The organism is Amylolactobacillus amylotrophicus DSM 20534 (assembly GCF_001434555.1).
In the GTDB taxonomy this organism is placed as follows: domain Bacteria; phylum Bacillota; class Bacilli; order Lactobacillales; family Lactobacillaceae; genus Amylolactobacillus; species Amylolactobacillus amylophilus.
The window spans coordinates 18,861-39,091 of sequence record NZ_AZCV01000003.1 but is presented as its reverse complement, the minus strand read 5'-3'; the positions used below and the strand labels follow the sequence as shown (position 1 = coordinate 39,091).

Below are 20,231 nucleotides of genomic sequence, written 5' to 3'. Positions count from 1 at the left end.
AATAATCCGTTATTGTTTGAAGAGGTAAAACAAACGAAAACTGTAAAATTTCAGTTAATTAGTAAATAAATCGAGGATGTTAAACTTGAAAATAAGTGCACTTCAAATCATGGATAATATTGAAAATGGCCAATTTGAAACAATGGCTGAGACAAGGGAAGACAAGCAGTTAGAGCAAGCCGACTATGACGCACAAGCTGGCAAAATGGTGGATTTCATTGTTGATGCACTAAACAGTGGTCGCCTCGCCCAGGCCCAATTCGCGGTGACCGGTGCCGAGCCGATCACGTTCAGTCTGGAGACGAATATCATCAATCTTCCTTTTGCTAACTGGAAGAAGATCAACAACTTTTTCACCGACGAGGAGACACCAGAGGTAAACGTCTATTTCGAGATGGCTGCAGACGCGATTAACGTGTCTAAGTTTCGCATTGACGAGCTAAGCTCAGGTGATGAGTTCGTCGAGCAGGCGGCACAGATTAAGACCGATTTGGCCAAGCTGATGCCAGAAAAGGTGGCTTTCGTGAAAGAAAACGCCAAGGTGTTGGCACAACAGGCCAAGGAGTACGAAGAAGCACGTAAGGTTCTTGAAGCCAACAAGAAAGCTGAGGCCAAGGCGAAAAAGAAGAAGACCACCAAGAAGGCGACAACCAGGAAGAAGACGACCAAGAAAGCCGCTACTAAGAAAACCGCTGCGAAGAAAACAGTGAAAGAGACGAAATAATGGTAACACAAGTAATTCTGATGATTATTGCAGGCCTCCTTGCGGGCACACTTGGCTCGATTCTCGGCATCGGTGGCGGGATGATTATTACCCCGTTCTTGACCATGGTGTTGGGTATCGATATTAAATACGCGATTGGCGCAAGCATCATTGCGGTGATTGCAACCAGTTCTGGTGCCAGTGTTGCCTACCTGAAGGATGACATGCTTAATTTGCGGGTCGCGATGTTTCTGGAGCTTGCGACCACTGTCGGCGCAATTATTGGGGCACTGATGACGGGTGTATTGCCAACGGGTATCCTCTATGTGCTATTTGGCGCGCTACTGTTGTTCTCAAGCTACAACATGATTAAGAAGCTGCTGGGTCGTCAGAAGGATCAGGTGCAACTAAACAATGATGCATTATCGGTGAAACTCAATCTTGGTGGTTCGTATTATGATCAGGTTGAGCAGAAGCAGGTTGATTATGGTGTCAAAAACGTGCCTGGTGGCTTTGCGATGATGGGGGCCGCTGGTTTCGCAAGTGGTCTGCTCGGCATCGGGAGCGGGGCATTCAAGGTCATTGCCATGGATTCAATCATGAAGATGCCTTTGAAGCCTTCTAGTGCCACCAGTAACTTGATGATGGGCGTCACCGCAGCCGCTAGTGCCACGGTGTATTTCTTCAATGGCTCGATTAATCCGGCAATTGCTGTACCAATCGCAGTTGGCGTCCTGGTGGGTGCGACAATCGGTGCGCGGATTATGGTGCATTTGAAGCCTAAGATGATTAGGATGATCTTCATTCCGATTCTGGTCTTCATGGGTGCACAGATGGCTCTGAAGGGTTTGGGGGTGCATTTCTAAATGAACGATGAACAAAATAAGAAAGAGATGCTCGAGATTGAGCTATCGATTGGGAAGGCGCTCCGCGTTGGGGTGGTACTGGCCACAACGGTGATGGTTATCGGCGTCATCTTGCTGTTGATTAATGGTGGTGCTACAGGGTACGCTGCCAATCACGTACCGATTCGTCCCAGTGAAATTTTCGCGGGGATTGGCACACTTAAGCCGTTTGCGGTCATGATGCTCGGATTATTTCTTCTGATTATGACCCCTGTGTTGCGTGTCATTGTCTCGATTTATGCGTTCGTGGTCGAACACGATTATCTTTACGTTGTAATCACCACGATTGTGCTAGTTATTCTGATTATTTCGATGTTGATTGGTTACTTTACAGCTTAATAGATACAAAAAAACACTAATCATTTAGATTAGTGTCGAAAAATTCCTACGAAATCACTCTACGTCAGCGGCATACCACTCGCTGGCGTCTTTTCGTCTATCTGTAGTGTAACATGGCTATCAGGAAATTAATAGTAATACAGCGACTTTAAGAAAAAGTATCTATATTTGTAAGTTTTAAGTGTAAAAATAACGCTATTTCTTAAATGGTGCTACCATGATCAATAAAGGGGTTTGCAAAACTAAGGAGTGAATTGTGACGTTGATAAATAAAAAATCCTCGTTACAGCTAGTTTTACAGAATGAGAAGGTTCATTTTAAATTGCATAAGTCTGGTAAGACTTGGCTAACTATTGGCATAGCAATTTTTTGCCTCGGATTATGATTTGGCGGCAGTAGTGTTAGTGCAGCAACCACGGCTGGTGGGTCGGTAGATAGCGCAAATCAAGTAGATGTTCCAAGTGCTGCCGGGGAAACGGCTGGCGAAGCCCAGAGTGACGAATCGATTACGCAAAAAGATGATGACTCATCAACGGATGTGCATGTTGTGGATCAACCGACCGCTAACGCCGCTACATTAGATCAATCGGTGGTTGATTTAGAGGCGCAAGCTAATGCGGTTGCTGCAACGCACGGTGGTTGGTCGGGAAATACGCATTACGGTAGCCAGATGTATGCATTTAAAGATGGCTATACTGGTTTTCCTGCTTATAAAAATCCAGTTCTGCCAGGGAACTATGCGAGTGCTGCCTATTCACCCATTCAATTAATGGATGCTGATTTAAGCAATGTTCCGGTTGATCAAGAGATTACCTATGTTCAATTGGGCAATCTCTACAGTCTCAATGCGGCGGGCCAGCCGCAGGAGAATGCCTTCCAGAATAATATGCAGTCTGCTGATTTAATTCTCCCGATTAAGGTGGTTCAACATGGGGATCCGACTACAGGATATCAGCCGCTTCTCTTTGATTTTGTCGATCAACCGGCGGATATTGTGTTAGAGGGTGTACGCGGTGCTACCGTCTATGACACAACTGGCACCGTAGTAAAGCCTGATGCAAATGGGGTAACTACGGTTAAACCCGGCTATATCATTCTGCCTAATGATAAAGGTAAAGATGTTGGTGTAGTTTATACTAAAAAAATACAAGACACCCCGGTATTCCAAGAGTCGGTGCTGCACAATGATGGTCTACCTGATAAGAAAACCCAAGTTAATGTCATCAGAACCATCGTTTACCAAGGTGCGGGAGTTAAGACACCAAGTAAGACTGTGCAGACAGTGATTTTCAAAGCCGTGACAAATACTTTGACTGGAGAAACTAACTGGACACCACGAGGTCAGTGATGATAGAAATCTAGCAACCAGCAATGACGCGGTTCTGGCTGGTCAACAGGTCCTCCCACAAACAAGTGAGCACCGACGGTACAACTGGTTCGGTTAGGCTGTGTAGCGCTTCTGGCTGGTCTGGGTCTGACTACGTTCGTGAGAAAAACCAAAAAGATTTAGTGCTTTGACACAGCACGGCAAAATTTAATAAGCTAAATTGGCGATAGTTATTAATCTGGCAAATATGAAAAAGCTTCACTTGTTATACATTCAAGTGAAGCCCTTTTTGTGTCAACAATGCCGACGGTGTGAAATCAATGTGTGGTCGGAACTATCGTAGATGAGGGCTAATTAGTCAGCTAGAATGAATGTTTTACCCCAAAAATAGAAACAATATTTCAAATAAAGCGTTTTCTATAATAATATTGAAATATTATTTCATTGAATGTATACTTCAGGTGTAAGTTAGTTTATCAAGGAGGAAGTAAAATGGATATTTCTTGGTTTGCAATCATTTTTCTTAGTTTATATGTAGCACTAGGACAAATTGATGCGTTATCACTAAAGTTTGGCTTGTTTTCGCCAGTTTTTGCGGGAGCAGTTACTGGATTTTTGCTGGGAGATTTAAAAACCGGGTTGTTAATTGGAGGAACGTTACAACTAACAACACTTGGAGTTGCAACCTATGGTGGTGCCACTGTTCCAGATTTTCTATCGGGATCAGTAATGGGGACTGCATATGCAATTATGGCATCTAAAGGGGTTGGTTACGGAATTGGATTGGCTATTCCAATCGGTTTGTTACTGACGCAAATGGATATTCTCGCTCGTATGTCGAATACATTCTTTCAGCGTATGGCGATGAGGCATGTTGCGACAGGTAATTATAAAGGTGTGGAAAGGGCGAATCTTCTGGGTATGGTTCCCTGGTCCCTTTCGAGATTTATTCCAGTATTTATTGGTTTGGTATTTGGATCCGCAGTTGTAAAAGCGATTAATGCTTGGATTCCAGTTTGGTTTATGAATGGTTTGAAAGCTGCTGGGATGATTCTTCCAGCCATGGGTATCGCTATTTTGATGAGATATTTACCATTAAAGCGTTATTATCCATATTTCATCTTCGGATTTGCTATTATGGCATACTTTAGTAAGTCAATTACTTTACTAGGTGTCTCACTATTTGCCTTTGCATTAGCTGCTGTACATGTTTTAAACGCAAATAAAAATCAAAATAATGAAAATATAAATTCTGCTGCAGATTCCGCTTCGGGACGAGTTGATGACGAGGAGGTTGAGATTGATGACTGAGAAAAACAATAATGTTGAATTTAATCACATCACTAAAAAGGATAAAAAGAGTATCTTTATAAGATCATACTTGGGCTTACAACTTGGTTGGAACTATGAAAGAATGCAGGGACTTGGTTATGCATACTCAGTTATGCCGGCCCTGAAAAGATTGTATAAAGATGATCCAGATAAAATGAAACAGGCTTTGACTCTCGAAACTGGGTTCTTTAATACGACGCCACAAATGGCACATTTAATAATCGGTGCAGATGTAGCACTCCAAGATCAGCTCGGTATGAATGATCAAAGTGAGAAAGCAATCGCTGGTTTAAAAACTGGTTTGATGGGTCCATTTGCAGGTGTGGGTGATACTATATTTGTAGCAATCTATAATGCAATTATATTCTCGATTACAGCATATATGGCAATGTCCAATCAACCATTGGGATTACTAATACCAATTATAGGGTGTGCTGTTATCGCATATGTAAGATGGAGATTATTTGGCTTCGGGCTTGAACAAGGTCAAAAATTGGCTTCTGCATTTGGAAATAGAATGGCAATCTTTACAGAAGGTGCTTCTATACTGGGGTTAACCGTTGTTGGTGCAATGATTCCCGCAGTTATCAATTATTCTGTCGATATTACATATAAAGTTGGTAAAGTTACTATGTCTGTTCAGGAAATGCTAGATAAAATTTTACCAGCATTAATTCCTCTCTCCATTGCACTCTTCTCCTATTGGATTTTGGGTCGCAAGAGAATGAATTCCACGAGACTAATATTTGTACTGATATTACTTGGGATGTTATTAGGAAATTTACAGGCAATTGCGACCTGGATTGGCAGTATTGCATAATAAGTTTTTGAAAGAGGGTATTTAAATGGCTATAGTAGCAGCACGTGTAGATGAGCGTATGATTCATGGACAGGTTGCGATGGTGTGGACGAACACGGTAAATGCTGATCGTATTCTGGTTGTTAATGATGAAGTAGTTAAAGATGAAATGCAGATTCAGGGATTGAAACTTGCTAGGCCTGCCGGAATTAAGTTAGGTATTGCATCAATTGCTCGCTCTGTAGAGAATCTTAAATCAGATAAGTATGCAAACGAAAATGTTTTTGTAATTACTCGAAATATTCCGGATATGGCAGCTCTAATTGACGGCGGTGTTAATATTCCTGTCTTTAATGTTGGTAATATTTCGGCAAAAGATGGATCAAGACAAATTAAGAAATCCGTTAGTGTTACGCCAAAAGATGAAGAGATTATCCATAGATTAACTAGCCAAGGAATTAAGATAACAGCTCAAATGATTCCAAATGAACCCAATGCATCAATTGAATCTTTTTTAGGATAGGGTGATTTGGTGGATTTATATTCTAGAGTTATTAAAGAGTATCCCAACTTAAAAGGTGTAAACAGACGTATTGCTGAGTATATTATTGATAATCCGCTCGAATTTACAAGAAAAACCGCAAAGGAAATCAGTGTAATAACTAAAACATCAGCTGCTTCAATTGTAAGATTTGTTCGCTATTTCAACTTTAATGGACTTCAGGATTTTAAGATTAGTCTAGTTCAAGATTTTAACAGCATAAACAATCAGTCTGAAGTTCTGGATACAATAATTGAAAGAACGGATAGTTATGCTGAAATCAGTCATAAACTTTCCGGTTTTATCATTGATAATGCAAAAGAAACTCATAATTTAGTTGATGTAAGAATACTGGCGAAAATTGTAAATGTAATAAAGAATGCAGAAACAATATACCTTGAAGGATTAAGCGCTTCGGGATTAGCTGCCAATGATTTGTATTACAAACTAATTCGTTCTAACCGTAAGGCTATCTTTGATAAAGACAGTCATACTGCAATTGAACGTTCGTATTTTATGACTAAAAAAGATGTTGTAATAATATTTTCGTACAGTGGATTAACTGAAGAGATGATTATTATTGCTAAACAAGCACAATTAAATCATACGCCTGTAATTTTGATTACTAGAAAATCACCCTCACCATTGATGAAATTAGCAGATTATGTTTTTCCTATCCCCGCCAATGAATCTTTATTGAGAATTGGTGCTGTATCATCTCTATTTTCTGAAATATATGCATCAAGCTTGATATTTTTGAGCTTGGTTAATAGTGAAATACCTCAGTTGGAAAAAAACTATCATGATACTTCAAAATTAACTAAGAAATTAAAACATCAGAATCGAGGAATAAATGATGGACATTAAGGACTTAATAACTGAGCAAAGAAACCCAAACTCGATGCATATCGATACGATGGAAACAATCGAATTGGTTAGATTAATTAATCGCGAAGATAGCAAAGTATCAAGTGCAATTGAGAGGAAGGTTCAATCAATATCAAGTGCTATTGACCAGGCTAGTAGTCGTTATAACAAAGGAGGTAGGCTAATCTATTGTGGTGCAGGAACATCAGGAAGGTTAGGAGTCCTTGATGCAGCAGAACTAGTTCCAACATATGGTATTAAGCCAGAAAGAGCTGTGGGACTTATTGCGGGTGGTCTCAAAGCCATGTTTAAATCTGTGGAAGGGGCTGAAGATTCAAACGATTTAGCTGAAAGTGATTTAAAAAATATTGAGCTGACTGATCAAGATACTGTAATCTCTATAGCGGCTAGCGGTAGAACACCTTATGCAATTGGTGCAATAAATTATGCAAATAGTGTTGGTGCTCTTAGTGTAGCTGTCACCTGTGCAGAAAATAGTACTATGGGTAAACTTGCAAAAATAGCAATTGAAGTTGAAGTTGGACCAGAAGTGATTACAGGTTCAACCAGAATGAAGGCTGGTACTGCACAAAAAATGGTGTTAAATATTATTTCAACTGGCGTAATGGTCAAATCTGGTAAGGTATTTCAAAACTTAATGATTGATGTTCAACCAAGTAACAATAAACTAGTGGACAGAGCCACTAGAATTATTTCGGCAGCAACTGGTAAAAGTATTGAAGAAGCTTCAGAACTATTAAAAAGAGCAAATAATCATGTGAATGTCGCTATCGTAATGGGTAAAACTGATTTAGATTTGGAATCTGCAAAAGATTTACTTAAACAGAATGATGGAATAGTTGGTAAGGTGATTTTAAATTGGAAAAAGAATTAACCAAAAAATCAGAAAAAATAACCAAACTAATAGAAAGCACCGTAGATGATGACATCATTTATGGTGCTTCATTTAGTTTGGTTGGTGACAATATAAATGAGCAACATTACATTGGTTATCAAGGTGTTAATCAAGAAAAAACTGAGTTAAAACCAGGCATGTTGTACGATATAGCATCTCTGACTAAGGTTGTAGGTACAACTACAAGAATTTTACAATTAATTGATGAACACAAAATACATTTGACAGATAAAATAGGGATGTATATCTCTGATTTTAGACATCCTGAGATAACTATTTATCAGCTCCTAACTCACACTTCAGGTTTACCTGCCGATTTTGATAATGTACATTCTTTGACTAAGGAGCAGTTAATTACAAAAATAATTAATGTTGATTTTTTGCCAGACAAAGACAATGTATACTCGGATTTTAACTACATATTACTTGGTTGGTTAATCGATAAGTTAGACGGCAATTTAGCTGAAAGTTTAGAAAGAAATATTTTTTTACCCCTGGGGATGCAAAATACTGGATATAATCCAAGAATAAATAGTTATGAGGATGTTGTCCCAACTGAAGTTCAACAAGACCGGGGAGGGCTGATTCGTGGAGAAGTGCACGATTACAAAGCTTATTTATTAGAGGGGATTAGTGGTCATGCCGGCTTGTTCTCTACGCTCCAAGACTTGACGACTTTTGCAAATAATATTGTTAATACCTCAGGTGAATCTGAGAATATTATTTCACGTGACATGATTAATGAAATAAAGCAGACAAATATAGGAGGAAGAACTATTGGTTGGCAACGTTGGGGAGATAAGTATGAATATTATTGGCATACTGGGTTTACCGGTACCTCAATTGCATTAAATATGGAAAATCGTACGGCATTTGTGTGCCTAACGAACAGGGTGTATCCTTCTAGGAAAAATAATGGTTGGACATCCAAGCGCAAAGAGGCGCTAGAATATTTCTTTGGGGAAGAAAACGAAAATGATACAAAATAAAATTGAGAGCATATCGTATGAAAGGGTGGAAATACCTTTGGAGGTCCCCTTTGTAACAGCTAGACATCGTGTTGATTCAATAAATGCAATTGAAGTTAAAGTACGTTTAAGTAGTGGTCTTGTTGGGGTTGGTTCAGCTACACCTAATGAGGTCGTCACAGGTGATAGTATGGAAAGTATCATCCATACTATAAGTACCAAGATAAATCCTTCAATAGTGGGAAGTACAATTGATAACTGGGAAAATTTGTTGAGGTCAGTACGTACAAGTGTCTTTGGGCAGACGCCAGCAAAGGCCGCTGTCGAGATGGCGCTATATGATTTGAGGTCTCAATTATTTAACACCTCGTTAACTACTATGTTGGGCGGAGCGAAGACATTTATTACAACTGATTTTACCGTTGGACTTTCAGCGCCTGTTAAAATGATAAAGCGAATAGAAGCCAAGGTTGCAGAAGGATTTCATTCAATAAAAATAAAATTAGGTGAGTCAGATTACAATGAAGATCTTGAGTTGTTGCGGATGTTAAGTTCAAAAGCTTGGAATGGAATTTCATTTAGAATTGATGCTAACCAAGCGTGGACAGTACAACAGACAAAAGAGTTGATAGATTTTCTGAAACAGAGCAGTTTGGAAATATCTTTCATTGAGCAACCTTTGAGGGCAGATGATCTGCAGGGGATGCGGAATTTGGTGGCGTATTCGGATATTCCGATCATGGCAGATGAAAGTGTCCATTCAGTAAATGATGCATTGAAGGTTTTGACTAGTGGAGCTGCTGATTTAATCAATATAAAATTGATGAAGACGGGGGGAATATCTGAAGCCGAAAGGATCAATCAGTTGTGTGAGTTATTCAATGTCCCAGTTATGGTGGGATGTATGATTGAATCTGAGGTTGGTATATCTGCTGCGGTCTCATTTGCGTGTGCACATGATAATGTAAAGTATACTGATTTAGATTCAATATTCATGATTCGTTATAGTTATTCCGGAAATAGAATCATACGAATTAAAGAGGATAAGATATATCCCTTTATAAGAAGGGGCGGTGATTAATTGAATACTTTCAATGATATAGAGGAGCAAATTTTATTTATTACAAATCAATTTTCTGGTCATGTCAGTGTTGATATAGAAAGTGATTCTGAACTTAGCATTGAAGTTAACACCAAAAAAATGATGCGTTCAGCAAGCTTGATTAAATTACCGATAGCAGCATATATTGATTCTGTAATATCCGAAAACTCGGCGTTATTGGACGAGGAAATCTTCATTTCAAATGATAACATGGTTGGTGGAGCGGGTGTGATTAGATTTTTATCACCAAAATGTTGGAAGATATCTGACTTGCTTTTTTTGATGATTGAGCAATCTGATAACACCGCAACAAATTGTTTACTTAATTATTTTGGGTTGAGTAACATTCAGAAGTGGATATCAGATAACTATTCAGGAATATCTTTGAATAGAAAAATGATGCAATATAATGGTGTGAAAGATAATTTCACGAATGTGGCGGACATTTTAGGTATACTCAAACAATTTAAGAGCAGATCTACACCAGTTAACTCTATTGTGATGAGAGCTATGAGACATCAAGTGAATCGATCAAAGCTTGTGGCAGTTATTCAGCCTCATATTGAAACTTATAATAAGAGCGGTGAAAATGAAGGTGTTGAGAATGATGCTGCAATATTTGTTCAAAAAGACAAATGGGTTATTGTGGTTGTGCAAACTGAGTATTATGAACAATCAGAGTCAATAAAGTTAATTCGAACAATTGGAAACGAAGTTAGTAAATATTTTTTGTGAAAAATTTAAAATTTAGTGTAGCACCTGAATAATTCATAGATCTAAATTCAAGCTTTTTTTTTGAAGAAATTGCCCATTTTTGAATTAGGCAGATACTTCCTTCCAAAATAATGTGTTTTCGAACAGGATGCCTACGGAAGAAGGTCATAATAAAAAAATTTGTCTATTTAAGGGCAGACGAATCCCTTGAAAAAAATCGGTTTAAAAATTTGTGCGATAACTAGTCTAAATCCATTGTTTGGATCGCCGCAGGCGTTCAAAAACCTTATAAAATTCAGTTTGATACACATGATAGCTTGACAGTTTGAGATAGACCTGTCTCCCAGTTTGAACAAGTTTACCGGCTACTTTAAGCAATGTCAGCCGGATGGAATGGATCGTCATGCCCTGGTTCACTTTATCAAAACCAATGGTTTTTAAAAAATTGACGAGGTTGTATGCAAGGACACTGATCATCATTCTGACATGATTTTCTAAGAAACGCGGGCTATCTGTTTTATCGAAGTAAAAGCCACCTTTCGCTTCTTTGATGAAATTTTCCATTGTTCCACGCTTGCCGTAAAGAGAAAATATGACTTCAGGCGAGACGTTGTCGGATAGATTAGTCACAATAAACGCATGATGAAAAAGCAATTCTCCTCCTTCACGGACGGAACGTATACAGACACGACGGGGTTTCGACCAGGATTGTGCTTGATAAGGTAGTGAAAAATACTGCACTTCTCGCTCTTCCCATTCTTGATTGTCCCCGTAAAGAACAGAGTGTTCAGCTAACTGACTTAACCTCCGATTGCTCTTTAATCGGATAACGTACTGGCTTTCAGTTGCTTCACAAGACTCATACACCTCTGGTGTGGCGAAGCCGCTGTCCCCCCGAACCAATATCTCGGTATGAGGTAACGTGCTCTTGTATTGGTATAACAGCGGGGCGATAAAAGCTTTTACCCCTTTAGATGTGTACTGATTGCCTGAACGCAGTTCAGCTTTTAAGAAATCTCCGGTCAGTCCGTCAAAGGCAACTAATGGGTGATAGCCGTAGGTTTGATAATGGGCATTATAATCTGTTTGTTCTTGGCGTCCAAAGGTATCCGAATGTGTGGAATCGACATCAATGATTAACTCGGTATCATTGCGAATCAAACGCGCTTTATTAATCAGCGACTGATTTAATGCTTGGAGTTGATCGATGTTCTCCTCGGTGAAACGATCCAGAAACCGTGAGATTGACGATTGTGAGGCCAACTGCTTTTTACCGAGTACAGCTTGAAAGACTGGATCCTGTCTTAATAGATTAGCTGATGAGTCTGCCGAGTAACCAGCAATTAACTGCATAATAAGCTGTTCCAATATCGCTAAGTTATGATGGGTAAAATAAGCCCGATGATCTGTGATATGGAGCCATTGTTTAGCTAATTGTGAAAAGCCGAAGGTATTCATCAATTCTTTAACCAGGACTAACCCCGAATCACTTGATAGACGACCACCAGTATGTGAAATAGTGATATTTGAATTGAATTTAACTTGATTTTCGTGTAATCTAGTCATGAGAAGAACTCCTTTCTTATGGTTGGTTTCGTCACCTTTACCATAGCAGAATGGGGTTCTTTTTTCATCACTTAAGGGGTGAAAATAAAAAAGTAATTATCAGACTGCCGTTAGGCAGTTTCAGACGGTTTCAATTAAAAAGTATGAATTATTCAGGGTAGCAATATAGATTCATGATAAATCGAAACCGGGTCTATTCTTTTTAGTGTTGGTAGATATAAATCTACTAGCACTTTTCTTTTACAAAAAAATAGGACATCAAATGTCCTAAGTGCTATCCTATAAGCGTCAAAACCTTTAGAAAGCAGGAACATCTGATGACCCAACTAGATTGTATGTCAATCGCAAATATAAAATGATCAATAATGGCAAATTAGAAATGGGATATACTCCTAGTTAGTTGGACACGGAAACAATTAAAATTCCGGTCTCACGAACTAGGAGTATTTATTTTGGCTAAACATTATAGTGTTGAGGAAAAGATTGAGATATTGTCCTTCTTAGATAAAGGCTGGGGTATAACTGAGGTTGCCCAATACCATTCTTTATCTACAAGTACCGTCAAACGTTGGAGAAATCAGTATCAGCTTAAAGGTATTGGTGGGCTTAAACCAATTTATCCATATCCGGAAACCCCAGAGAATCAACATGCAGCTGATTTATACAATGCATTCTTGAACTATTTCTTGCTTGATGGGACATTCCTTGGTTACTATTCAGATGAAACAAGAAAGTTAATTAATGAGATTCTAGATGCCAATGATGCTCAGCTTAAGATAGAGCCTGGTGATATGGATGAACTAGCTCAAGCAGCCACCCAGAATGATTATTTCGGCTTAAACTACTACCAATCGCAATTCATTAAAGCTTATGATGGTGATAATGAGAGCTCATTCAATGGTACCGGTGAAAAGGGAACTAGTGCCTTTAAATTTAAGGGTGTTGGTGAGCTAGTTAAGAAGCCGGGAGTTGAGCAGACTGATTGGGACTGGAATATTTATCCCGAAGGTCTATATGATATTTTAAAGATTGTTTCTGAAAGATATCCGAACTCAAAAACTATCTATATTACTGAAAATGGGCTTGGATTTAAGGATCGTTATGAGGGTCCGGATCAAGTGATTGAAGACGATGAGCGAATTGATTATATTGATCAGCATCTGGATGCAATATTGAAGGCCCGTAAAGAGGGTGTCAATGTCCAAGGCTACTTTGTTTGGTCGCTTCAGGATCAATTCTCTTGGGCAAATGGATATAATAAACGTTATGGACTCTTCTATGTTGATTTCGAGACGCAGAAGAGGGAAATTAAGAAGAGTGCACAGTGGTTTAAGGAACTTTCAAACACCATTCCGCAATAATGTGTTTTTCGTGAATTTAAATTTAGTAACTTACTATTCCTCCAAGTAGTAAACTAACAAATTTGTATTAACTAAATAAAAGTAGGGTATCCATTTGGGATAGCCTACTTTTTGTCTGCGGTGAGTTAATTTTAGTGTGTTATGCATGACTTAATATTTACTCGTAATGATTGACATTGTGATAGCAATTGTGTGGATCTACGAGAAGATCAAAAAACACTAATCATTTAGATTAGTGTCAAAACAACTCCCACGAAATCACTCTACGTCAGCGAAAATCATCTGCTGGCGTTTTTATTTGCTGTTTTTCGCCTCGGTTAACTCAACAGATTTTTAGGGGTCTTTAAGGTACAAATTTTCAAAAAAGAATAGAATATATACCAAACGGTGTTATGACTAAAGGATTAGAATGATTATCGGGGGGTAGTAAAAGTGAGTTCAAGTCAAATTGAACAGGCAGCGGTTAATGCAGTATTATCAGAGATTGAGGCTACTGATTATTTGTTGTCCTATATATCATCAGGAGATAAAGAACCTAGTTGGGATGGCCATATTTACCTTTATAATAATCCGGATCATAAGAAAGAACACATTCTTGGGAGAGCACCCGTACAAGTTAAAGGCCGCTCAGTTGCTAACTTGACTAAGGGGAATAAGAAAAGTTTTCAGGTTGATAAAGCTGATTTAGAAAATTATAAGATGAGTTACGGTGTAATATATCTTCTTGTTGAAATTTATGGTTTGAAAAAGAAACAAATTTTTTATAGGAATTTGCTGCCCCTTGATCTAGATGAAATGCTATCAAAAAATGTTAAGGGAAAGTTATCTATTAAGTTTGACAAGCTGAGTGGAAATCTAGAAAATATAGTTTATCAATTCTTAAAGCATTCAAAGAAGCAAGCTTCATGGAATACTCTAGAGGAGTCAAAGTCAGAAAGCCTGACTATTTTTGGTAATTGGGATTCAGGTAAGACAATTTATGAAAATTGGAAGCAAATTCTTGAAGAGAAAAATTATGTTTATGGATCGGCTTCCGGAATTAAGGACTTACCAATTAAACGAGGTTATATTTTACCTGATTTTCTTGAAGATGGAGAAATTTCAAGTATTGGTACTGAGGCAGCCTTAGATGAACTAACAATTGTTTACCATCAATTGAATTCTAATGGTCAAGTTATAAGTGACTATAGGTCCTTCCTAACTAGAAGATTCGAATCAAGTATGGGGAAAGGAGAAAAATTCTTATTAGGTGTTGAGCAATTGTACTTAGTTGATGATTTGAAGGAAGTTCAGACTTACGATAAAAACGGGGACACATCTATAATAGTGATAGACGATGGAATGACGTTAAAAGTTACTAAAAACAAGTTGAATATAGCAATTGCACCAGGACCTGTTTCACCCGCGAGAATTTTTCTTAAGGAGTTGTCTGAGCTGCTCAGTAACTGTAAAATTATGAAAATCATAATCAAGATCCATCGAGTATTACCAGACAAGGAGCAAGGTAACCTTATGCTTGATTTTCTGACTCAAGAATTAGACTTAGCACTGAAATAAGTTGGACGGTGTCAAACGAGAGTAAAAATGTTCAATATGGAAGATACTGACGAATCCCGACAGAAGTTTTTGAATATGTAATCCAAATCGATGTATGAAGTAGAATCATTTCTAAATTGACGATATTGATAAATGTCTGAATATAAGAGTCTTTAAAATGATAAACATAGAATTTGTTTTTTGTATTTCCATTCTCTGACGTGTTGTTTATGAAACTGGAGATCATTTTTATTATGTGAAACAGCAGAAACTGATAATGTCAACTAATAAAAATATATTTAACCAAGACTAAATGTTGCAGAATAGTTTTGGCGGAATAGATAAACATTCGTAGCATAAGATATAATGCAGTGAAAAACAAATTTTATTTTCGATATATACCACACGTGATAAAATGAAAGCGATACGAATTGATTTACAATTTATAGAAATAAGATTATGAGGGCAATGTGTATAGAATTCCGAAAAAAGTAATAGATAAGGACTTAAACAAATGAAGCAAAAGACTTGTCTGGTCGTACTTACGAATACTTTATAGAATAATTTGCAGCCTATAAAGGAAAAGGTGGTGGGGGGAATTCTATACGCTAACATCTATCGAAAAACTGATTGTTGCGATACTGAAACCATTTAAAGGACGAGTATATGATAGAATGACAATCACTATGATACAAATACAAACTGCCGATAAACGGCTTAAACTGGGAGTTCTTGAGCGAGTGGCTTGAGGGCTATTTTTTGTTTTGAGTATGAAATCCATCAGACGTTGGCAGCAAGATACAAGCAAGGGGGTCGCTTTTCAAAAATAAGGGTGTCGGTATTTCTGGTGGAGGGGGTCGACCCCCTTAGAGCTAGAAAACCGAAACCCCTATTTTGGTTCTCAGACACAATTTGTGATAGTGCGACACCCCTTAAAACACTTGACTTTATAGGCTTTTAGAGTGATGTATGTGTCTAGCCAAAGATAAAGGAGGACACGAAAATGGACACCCCTACGAAATAAAAAGTCATTGATTTACGCAACGAAGGTGTCGGCTACAAACGTATCGCCGACCAACTTGGCGTGTCAATCAACTCTGTCAAATCATTCTGCCGTTCAAATGGCTGACAGGCAACCGCACTAACTGGAGTGCCAAACAAGCACTTGAGGCTGCAGAGGTGACCCAAATCAAGAAATCTGAAATGGACTACCGACTATCAAAGATGATGGTCGATTATTTGCATTCATCTGGTGTGATAGGCAAACGTGAACACAAGGCAGCCATCAATCGCTTGTTGAAGGTCTATGAGCCCATCATTGGCACGTTGGAGGCAGAACATGGCAAATAAGGAAATCATCAAAATAGAGCCAACGCTCTACCCCAAAATCAAATCAGCAACCAAGAAACATGGGAAATTAATGGTTGCAGCCTATGCACGAGTGTCGACAGAAAAGGACAATCAGACTCACAGCCTCATTGCCCAGAAAGAACATTAAACTAAGGTCATTCAAGCCAATGAGGACTGGGAGTTTGCTGGACTGTTCGTGGATGAGGGGATTAGTGGGACATCCTTCAAAAAGCGTGTTGCTTTTCAAGAGATGATTGAGAAGGCAAAGTCGGGTGAGGTAGAGTACATCATCACCAAGTCCATCAGTCGCTTTGCTCGGAACACGGTGGACACGCTCACAACCATTCGGATGCTGAAATCCATCGGTGTTGGGGTTTGGTTTTAAAAGGAGGGCATCGACACGCTTGATTCCAAAGGCGAATTTGTTATCACGCTGATGTCTAGCCTTGCTCAAGAGGAAAGCCGTAGCATTTCTGAGAACTGTACGTGGGGCGTGAGAAAGCAATTCGCCAAGGGAGTGGCACGAATGCCCTTCTCAAGTGTTCTGGGCTTTAAGCGGGGTCTGAATGGTGAGTTCTTAGTGGATGTGAAAGAAGCTAAGGTTATCAAAGCCATGTTTGCGATGGCGGTCATCGGGATGACAACGGCTGAGATTAAGAAGAAATTGAATGACCTGGGCATTACCACGGCTTATGGCAACAAGTGGGAAACGACATCGACCATTAAGGATATGTTTACGAACGAGAAGTATATCGGGGATGCCTTGCTCCAGAAAACGTTCACGGCTGACTTCCTGACCAAGCAGAAAAAGAAGAACGAAGGTGAGTTGCCTCAATATTATGTGGAGGACCATCACGAGGCGATTGTTTCAAAAGAGGTCTTTGATCATGTTGGAAAGAAACTACAGAGCCAGACCATTCGGAGAGCATCCGTCCCACTCTCGGGTAAGATATTCTGTGGCGTTTGTGGTGAGCGTTTTGGTCCACGACCATGGCACGCATACAAGGGGAGTCCTCATAAGGAGACCGTATGGCAATGTAAGAAACGGACGGCTTGTGGCGTGCCACACATCTATGATGAACAGTTGGGCTTACTACTGGATGAGGTGGTTCGTCAAGTATTTAAGGAGAGGGTTGACTTGGCTGAATAATTATCGGTAATTCTCGAAATGGACATGACACCATATCTTATGGATTTCCATCTTGTCGAGAGAGCAGCTGTTGCGATAATTGTTAAGAAAGACAAAGAGCTAGATTTTACTTTTATGGATGGAAGTAAGGTAAGATTGACCGTGGGTGTTTGGACACCAAATATGGAGAATGGGGTGATGGGAATTGCCAGATAAATCTGAAGAAGAAAAGCCACGAATTAAACAGATTGTTGAAAAATACAGGAAGAGCATTTCTCGGCTTTCAGAAGAAGGTTCACCTGAAGAAATTGTTGCAGTGTTTAAGCATGCTGCTGATTATTCGAACTACCTCCAAAGAAAGATAGTTGGGCTGGAAGAATAGTTTTTTCTTAGTTTGACGTTTTGAATGCGCCAGAAAAAGAAGTTAAGAAAGATGGCGCGATTTTTACCGCGCCATCGTTTTTTTATGCTATAATGATGTCTAAGATGATTAAAGTAGATTAGATAGCTTTTGAATTCTTGACTCCTGAAGTTCGGGGTAAAAGTTCACTCTTCCTATCAAATCAACGACTTTACAGTAATCATCAAAGAATGAGGTTTTATTTAAAGGTAGCTCTAGAGTGTTCCAACTTTCATAAGCGAGTTTTTGGAACTCTGAATTTGAGTTATTGAGAATATATCTTATTTCTGGACCTAGGCTATGGAAAGTACCAACACTTTGAGGAAACTCGACATTATTTTTTTCCCATTTTCCACCAGCAGAAAAAAAGTCTCTAAATGAGCTACTGTAGTAGAAATGGTTTGTGATAATGAATTCGTGAGCACGAGCGTAGTTTGCTTTCTTAGATGTGATTAAATCCTGTGGGAACAACACGAGCACTTCCGCTTTTACTTGATTTTGAATGTTTTGAGGTAATAGGTTTAGCGAAGTTGGCTTGATTGATTCGGAAGAAGAATCTTGTGGAACAAACCATTTTGTGCCTGTTGTGTGTTCTTTAAGGTAATTTTGCAAGAAGGCAACTTTCTCCATCTCGGTTTTATCACGAAGTTGGTAGTATTCTTGAGCATCCTTAAACACGCTCTCATTTGTGTCCATATTGATTTTAAATCGTGGACTATGTGTAACGTTGATTGCAGAAGTAACTTTCCAATAGTAGTCAAATCTAACTAGGAGATGGTCTTTTCCTGGCTCTTTACTGCCAAATAGCAAGAAGATATCCTGGTAATCTTCGTCAGTGATGCTCTCAAATACAGAGTTGCCGTTAGTATCCCAGGAACCATTACTCCGACTTTTCAATTCGAGACCGAAGCAGTCACCATTTACGATGAGATCCATGTCAGGAAAGTGGTGACCTAAGTGGACTTTATAATCAAAAATAGTAGTGTCTGATATTTCGGTTTTAATTGTTTCGGCGATTTCTGGTACAAGGTCTTCAAAACCATTTTGATTCCCTCTACTGATAAGATATTTCTTATTGATGGGATTCAAGTCTTCGATTTTAGATTTAAACAGGTTTAGTACATCAAATATGTTCATTTCGTTACCTCCATTAGGAAAGGATTAATATTATGCCAAATAATTACTTTAACCTTAATTATAATACGGTTGACACAAGAAAAATAGAGGTTGATGAGACAACCAAACCACTGAATGTTGTTAGCTTATTCTCTGGAGCTGGAGGTATGGATTTGGGTTTCCGAGGAGGCTTTGAGTATCTCGGAGAAGAATATGACAAGAATCCATTTAACATTGTTTTTGCTAATGATATTTTTCAACAGGCGGCGGATGTCTATGAAGCAAACTTTGGACATGAAGTTGAGCGTCGAAGCATTGCTGATTTAGATATGAAAAAGGATATGCCCGATGTTGATGTAGATATTGTATTAGGAGGGTTTCCCTGCCAAACATTTTCATATTCAGGGAAAAGGGCAGGCTTAAGTGATGAGAGAGGTCAACTCTATCTTCAAATGATCAGGGTAATCGACCATTATAAGCCAAAGATGTTTATTGCTGAAAATGTAGACGGAATTAGAAATTCTAGAAAAAATATAGAAGGGGAAGATGTTGATAAGTCAGCACTGAGCGTCATTCTTGATGATTTTGAAAAGCACGGATATGATGTTCAGTATCGAGTGTTAACAGCGGCCGACTATGGTGTTCCACAAATGAGAAGACGTGTTATTATCATGGGGATTCGCAAAGACTTGGGAAGTGTAGATAATGAATTCTACCCACAACAAATATTTGATGAAACTGGCGAATTAACTGGTCGACCTTGGAGAACTTCAAAAGACGGAATTGATGATTTGTGGGATAAGGTAAATAATCCCAATATTCCTAACCATACACTTAAAGATATTTCCAGAGCAAAATTCTATCCTGGTAAGAAGATGCAAGGTAATAATAGAATAGCTGAAAATCGCCCAGCACCAACTATTCGGGCCGAACATCATGGAAATATTGAAGCACATTATCGTACAACAGTAGAAGATGCAACAGATATGAGCGGTTGGCGCAGACTAAGTGTTCGAGAATGTGCTCGTTTGCAGTCATTCCCTGATTCATTTAATTTTGTTACAAGTGCATCTTCAGCATACAAAGCTGTAGGTAACGCAGTTCCTCCAGTAATGGCTTGGCACATTGCACGTAGCGTATTCTTCACTTTAAAACAGTTGGAACAAATCGAATTTGAAAAAAAATAATGAGCAAGAACTTGTTGCAGTAAAATAGTAATAACCTGAAAAGCCATCAAACCTGATACAAAAAGGTTTGATG

24 protein-coding genes and 1 pseudogene are annotated in these 20,231 nt (G+C 38.8%); 23 read left to right on the top strand and 2 right to left on the bottom strand.

Annotated elements, in window-relative coordinates; all coding sequences use genetic code 11:
- Positions 1-85 precede the first annotated feature (85 nt).
- From FC62_RS04770 to FC62_RS04715, 13 genes are all read left to right on the top strand, one after another.
- A complete protein-coding gene (locus FC62_RS04770; protein WP_056947214.1) occupies positions 86-724 on the top strand; it encodes a hypothetical protein in 639 nt (212 codons plus the stop codon).
- Positions 724-1,569: a sulfite exporter TauE/SafE family protein gene (locus FC62_RS04765; protein ID WP_054745696.1), complete on the top strand. Its 846-nt coding sequence runs from the start codon at positions 724-726 to the stop codon at positions 1,567-1,569. The genes FC62_RS04770 and FC62_RS04765 overlap by 1 nt, the downstream gene beginning before the upstream one ends.
- Complete coding sequence (locus tag FC62_RS04760) at positions 1,570-1,947, top strand: DUF1634 domain-containing protein (RefSeq protein ID WP_054745694.1); 378 nt, start codon at positions 1,570-1,572, stop codon at positions 1,945-1,947.
- A gap of 256 nt (positions 1,948-2,203) precedes the next feature.
- Positions 2,204-2,332 carry a KxYKxGKxW signal peptide domain-containing protein gene (locus tag FC62_RS08520; protein ID WP_371857358.1) on the top strand — a complete coding sequence of 43 codons (129 nt, stop codon included), beginning with the start codon at positions 2,204-2,206 and terminating at the stop codon, positions 2,330-2,332.
- A 162-nt stretch (positions 2,333-2,494) separates the two neighbouring features.
- Positions 2,495-3,295 (top strand): hypothetical protein, encoded by an 801-nt coding sequence (locus FC62_RS04755; RefSeq protein WP_056947211.1) that lies wholly within the window; start codon positions 2,495-2,497, stop codon positions 3,293-3,295.
- 471 nt (positions 3,296-3,766) lie between these two features.
- Entirely contained in the window at positions 3,767-4,585 is an 819-nt protein-coding gene (locus FC62_RS04750; protein WP_056947208.1) for a PTS mannose/fructose/sorbose/N-acetylgalactosamine transporter subunit IIC, read from the top strand.
- A complete protein-coding gene (locus FC62_RS04745) occupies positions 4,578-5,426 on the top strand; it encodes a PTS system mannose/fructose/sorbose family transporter subunit IID (RefSeq protein WP_054745690.1) in 849 nt (282 codons plus the stop codon). The genes FC62_RS04750 and FC62_RS04745 overlap by 8 nt, the downstream gene beginning before the upstream one ends.
- A 25-nt stretch (positions 5,427-5,451) precedes the next feature.
- Positions 5,452-5,928, top strand: a complete 477-nt coding sequence (locus FC62_RS04740; protein WP_054745688.1) for a PTS sugar transporter subunit IIB — start codon at positions 5,452-5,454, stop codon at positions 5,926-5,928.
- A 9-nt stretch (positions 5,929-5,937) separates the two neighbouring features.
- The gene (locus tag FC62_RS04735) at positions 5,938-6,813 is read left to right on the top strand and encodes a MurR/RpiR family transcriptional regulator (RefSeq protein ID WP_075362842.1); all 876 of its coding nucleotides are present in this window, start codon (positions 5,938-5,940) and stop codon (positions 6,811-6,813) included.
- The gene (gene murQ / locus FC62_RS04730; RefSeq protein WP_056947205.1) at positions 6,803-7,708 is read left to right on the top strand and encodes an N-acetylmuramic acid 6-phosphate etherase; all 906 of its coding nucleotides are present in this window, start codon (positions 6,803-6,805) and stop codon (positions 7,706-7,708) included. Before FC62_RS04735 ends, murQ begins: the two co-directional genes overlap by 11 nt.
- Complete coding sequence (locus FC62_RS04725) at positions 7,693-8,718, top strand: serine hydrolase domain-containing protein (protein WP_056947202.1); 1,026 nt, start codon at positions 7,693-7,695, stop codon at positions 8,716-8,718. Before murQ ends, FC62_RS04725 begins: the two co-directional genes overlap by 16 nt.
- Positions 8,705-9,778 (top strand): dipeptide epimerase, encoded by a 1,074-nt coding sequence (locus FC62_RS04720; RefSeq protein ID WP_056947199.1) that lies wholly within the window; start codon positions 8,705-8,707, stop codon positions 9,776-9,778. Before FC62_RS04725 ends, FC62_RS04720 begins: the two co-directional genes overlap by 14 nt.
- A complete protein-coding gene (locus tag FC62_RS04715) occupies positions 9,779-10,534 on the top strand; it encodes a serine hydrolase (RefSeq protein ID WP_056947196.1) in 756 nt (251 codons plus the stop codon).
- A 225-nt stretch (positions 10,535-10,759) separates the two neighbouring features.
- On the opposite strand, the gene FC62_RS04710 is transcribed toward FC62_RS04715, so the two are convergent.
- The gene (locus tag FC62_RS04710) at positions 10,760-12,079 is read right to left on the bottom strand and encodes an IS1380 family transposase (RefSeq protein ID WP_056947192.1); all 1,320 of its coding nucleotides are present in this window, start codon (positions 12,077-12,079) and stop codon (positions 10,760-10,762) included.
- A 452-nt stretch (positions 12,080-12,531) separates the two neighbouring features.
- On the opposite strand from FC62_RS04710, the gene FC62_RS04705 reads away from it, so the two are divergent.
- From FC62_RS04705 to FC62_RS08245, 9 genes and pseudogenes are all read left to right on the top strand, one after another.
- Entirely contained in the window at positions 12,532-13,440 is a 909-nt protein-coding gene (locus FC62_RS04705) for a family 1 glycosylhydrolase (RefSeq protein ID WP_201779027.1), read from the top strand.
- Between the two features lie 432 nt (positions 13,441-13,872).
- Positions 13,873-14,997 (top strand): hypothetical protein, encoded by a 1,125-nt coding sequence (locus FC62_RS04700; RefSeq protein ID WP_056947189.1) that lies wholly within the window; start codon positions 13,873-13,875, stop codon positions 14,995-14,997.
- A gap of 501 nt (positions 14,998-15,498) precedes the next feature.
- Positions 15,499-15,647 (top strand): annotated as a pseudogene (locus FC62_RS08375) (N-6 DNA methylase); the annotation flags it as partial.
- 508 nt (positions 15,648-16,155) lie between these two features.
- Positions 16,156-16,326, top strand: a complete 171-nt coding sequence (locus tag FC62_RS08370; RefSeq protein ID WP_236693786.1) for a hypothetical protein — start codon at positions 16,156-16,158, stop codon at positions 16,324-16,326.
- A complete protein-coding gene (locus tag FC62_RS08365; protein WP_236693785.1) occupies positions 16,316-16,474 on the top strand; it encodes a hypothetical protein in 159 nt (52 codons plus the stop codon). Before FC62_RS08370 ends, FC62_RS08365 begins: the two co-directional genes overlap by 11 nt.
- Before the next feature lie 9 nt (positions 16,475-16,483).
- A complete protein-coding gene (locus FC62_RS08360; RefSeq protein WP_255313982.1) occupies positions 16,484-16,711 on the top strand; it encodes a recombinase family protein in 228 nt (75 codons plus the stop codon).
- A 141-nt stretch (positions 16,712-16,852) separates the two neighbouring features.
- On the top strand, positions 16,853-17,476 hold the full coding sequence (locus tag FC62_RS08355; RefSeq protein WP_236693783.1) for a recombinase family protein: 624 nt from the start codon (positions 16,853-16,855) through the stop codon (positions 17,474-17,476).
- A 24-nt stretch (positions 17,477-17,500) separates the two neighbouring features.
- Entirely contained in the window at positions 17,501-17,671 is a 171-nt protein-coding gene (locus FC62_RS08350) for a hypothetical protein (RefSeq protein WP_236693782.1), read from the top strand.
- Positions 17,661-17,837, top strand: coding sequence for a hypothetical protein (locus FC62_RS08245; protein ID WP_169787589.1), 177 nt, complete (start codon positions 17,661-17,663; stop codon positions 17,835-17,837). The genes FC62_RS08350 and FC62_RS08245 overlap by 11 nt, the downstream gene beginning before the upstream one ends.
- A 108-nt stretch (positions 17,838-17,945) precedes the next feature.
- On the opposite strand, the gene FC62_RS04690 is transcribed toward FC62_RS08245, so the two are convergent.
- A complete protein-coding gene (locus FC62_RS04690) occupies positions 17,946-18,992 on the bottom strand; it encodes a hypothetical protein (protein ID WP_056947185.1) in 1,047 nt (348 codons plus the stop codon).
- Between the two features lie 32 nt (positions 18,993-19,024).
- Here FC62_RS04690 and FC62_RS04685 point away from each other — a divergent pair, with 32 nt between their 5' ends.
- Positions 19,025-20,158, top strand: a complete 1,134-nt coding sequence (locus FC62_RS04685; RefSeq protein WP_056947183.1) for a DNA cytosine methyltransferase — start codon at positions 19,025-19,027, stop codon at positions 20,156-20,158.
- Positions 20,159-20,231: the final 73 nt, after the last annotated feature.

Excerpts from the sequence above, each read along its gene's own strand:
- FC62_RS04765 (WP_054745696.1), top strand. The coding sequence starts at position 724 with ATGGTAACACAAGTAATTCTGATGATTATTGCAGGCCTCCTTGCGGGC.
- FC62_RS04760 (WP_054745694.1), top strand. The coding sequence starts at position 1,570 with ATGAACGATGAACAAAATAAGAAAGAGATGCTCGAGATTGAGCTATCG.
- FC62_RS04750 (WP_056947208.1), top strand. The coding sequence starts at position 3,767 with ATGGATATTTCTTGGTTTGCAATCATTTTTCTTAGTTTATATGTAGCA.
- FC62_RS04745 (WP_054745690.1), top strand. The coding sequence starts at position 4,578 with ATGACTGAGAAAAACAATAATGTTGAATTTAATCACATCACTAAAAAG.
- FC62_RS04740 (WP_054745688.1), top strand. The coding sequence starts at position 5,452 with ATGGCTATAGTAGCAGCACGTGTAGATGAGCGTATGATTCATGGACAG.
- murQ (WP_056947205.1), top strand. The coding sequence starts at position 6,803 with ATGGACATTAAGGACTTAATAACTGAGCAAAGAAACCCAAACTCGATG.
- FC62_RS04720 (WP_056947199.1), top strand. The coding sequence starts at position 8,705 with ATGATACAAAATAAAATTGAGAGCATATCGTATGAAAGGGTGGAAATA.
- FC62_RS04710 (WP_056947192.1), bottom strand. The coding sequence starts at position 12,079 with ATGACTAGATTACACGAAAATCAAGTTAAATTCAATTCAAATATCACT.
- FC62_RS08365 (WP_236693785.1), top strand. The coding sequence starts at position 16,316 with ATGGCAAATAAGGAAATCATCAAAATAGAGCCAACGCTCTACCCCAAA.
- FC62_RS08355 (WP_236693783.1), top strand. The coding sequence starts at position 16,853 with ATGCCCTTCTCAAGTGTTCTGGGCTTTAAGCGGGGTCTGAATGGTGAG.
- FC62_RS08350 (WP_236693782.1), top strand. The coding sequence starts at position 17,501 with ATGACACCATATCTTATGGATTTCCATCTTGTCGAGAGAGCAGCTGTT.
- FC62_RS04690 (WP_056947185.1), bottom strand. The coding sequence starts at position 18,992 with ATGAACATATTTGATGTACTAAACCTGTTTAAATCTAAAATCGAAGAC.
- FC62_RS04685 (WP_056947183.1), top strand. The coding sequence starts at position 19,025 with ATGCCAAATAATTACTTTAACCTTAATTATAATACGGTTGACACAAGA.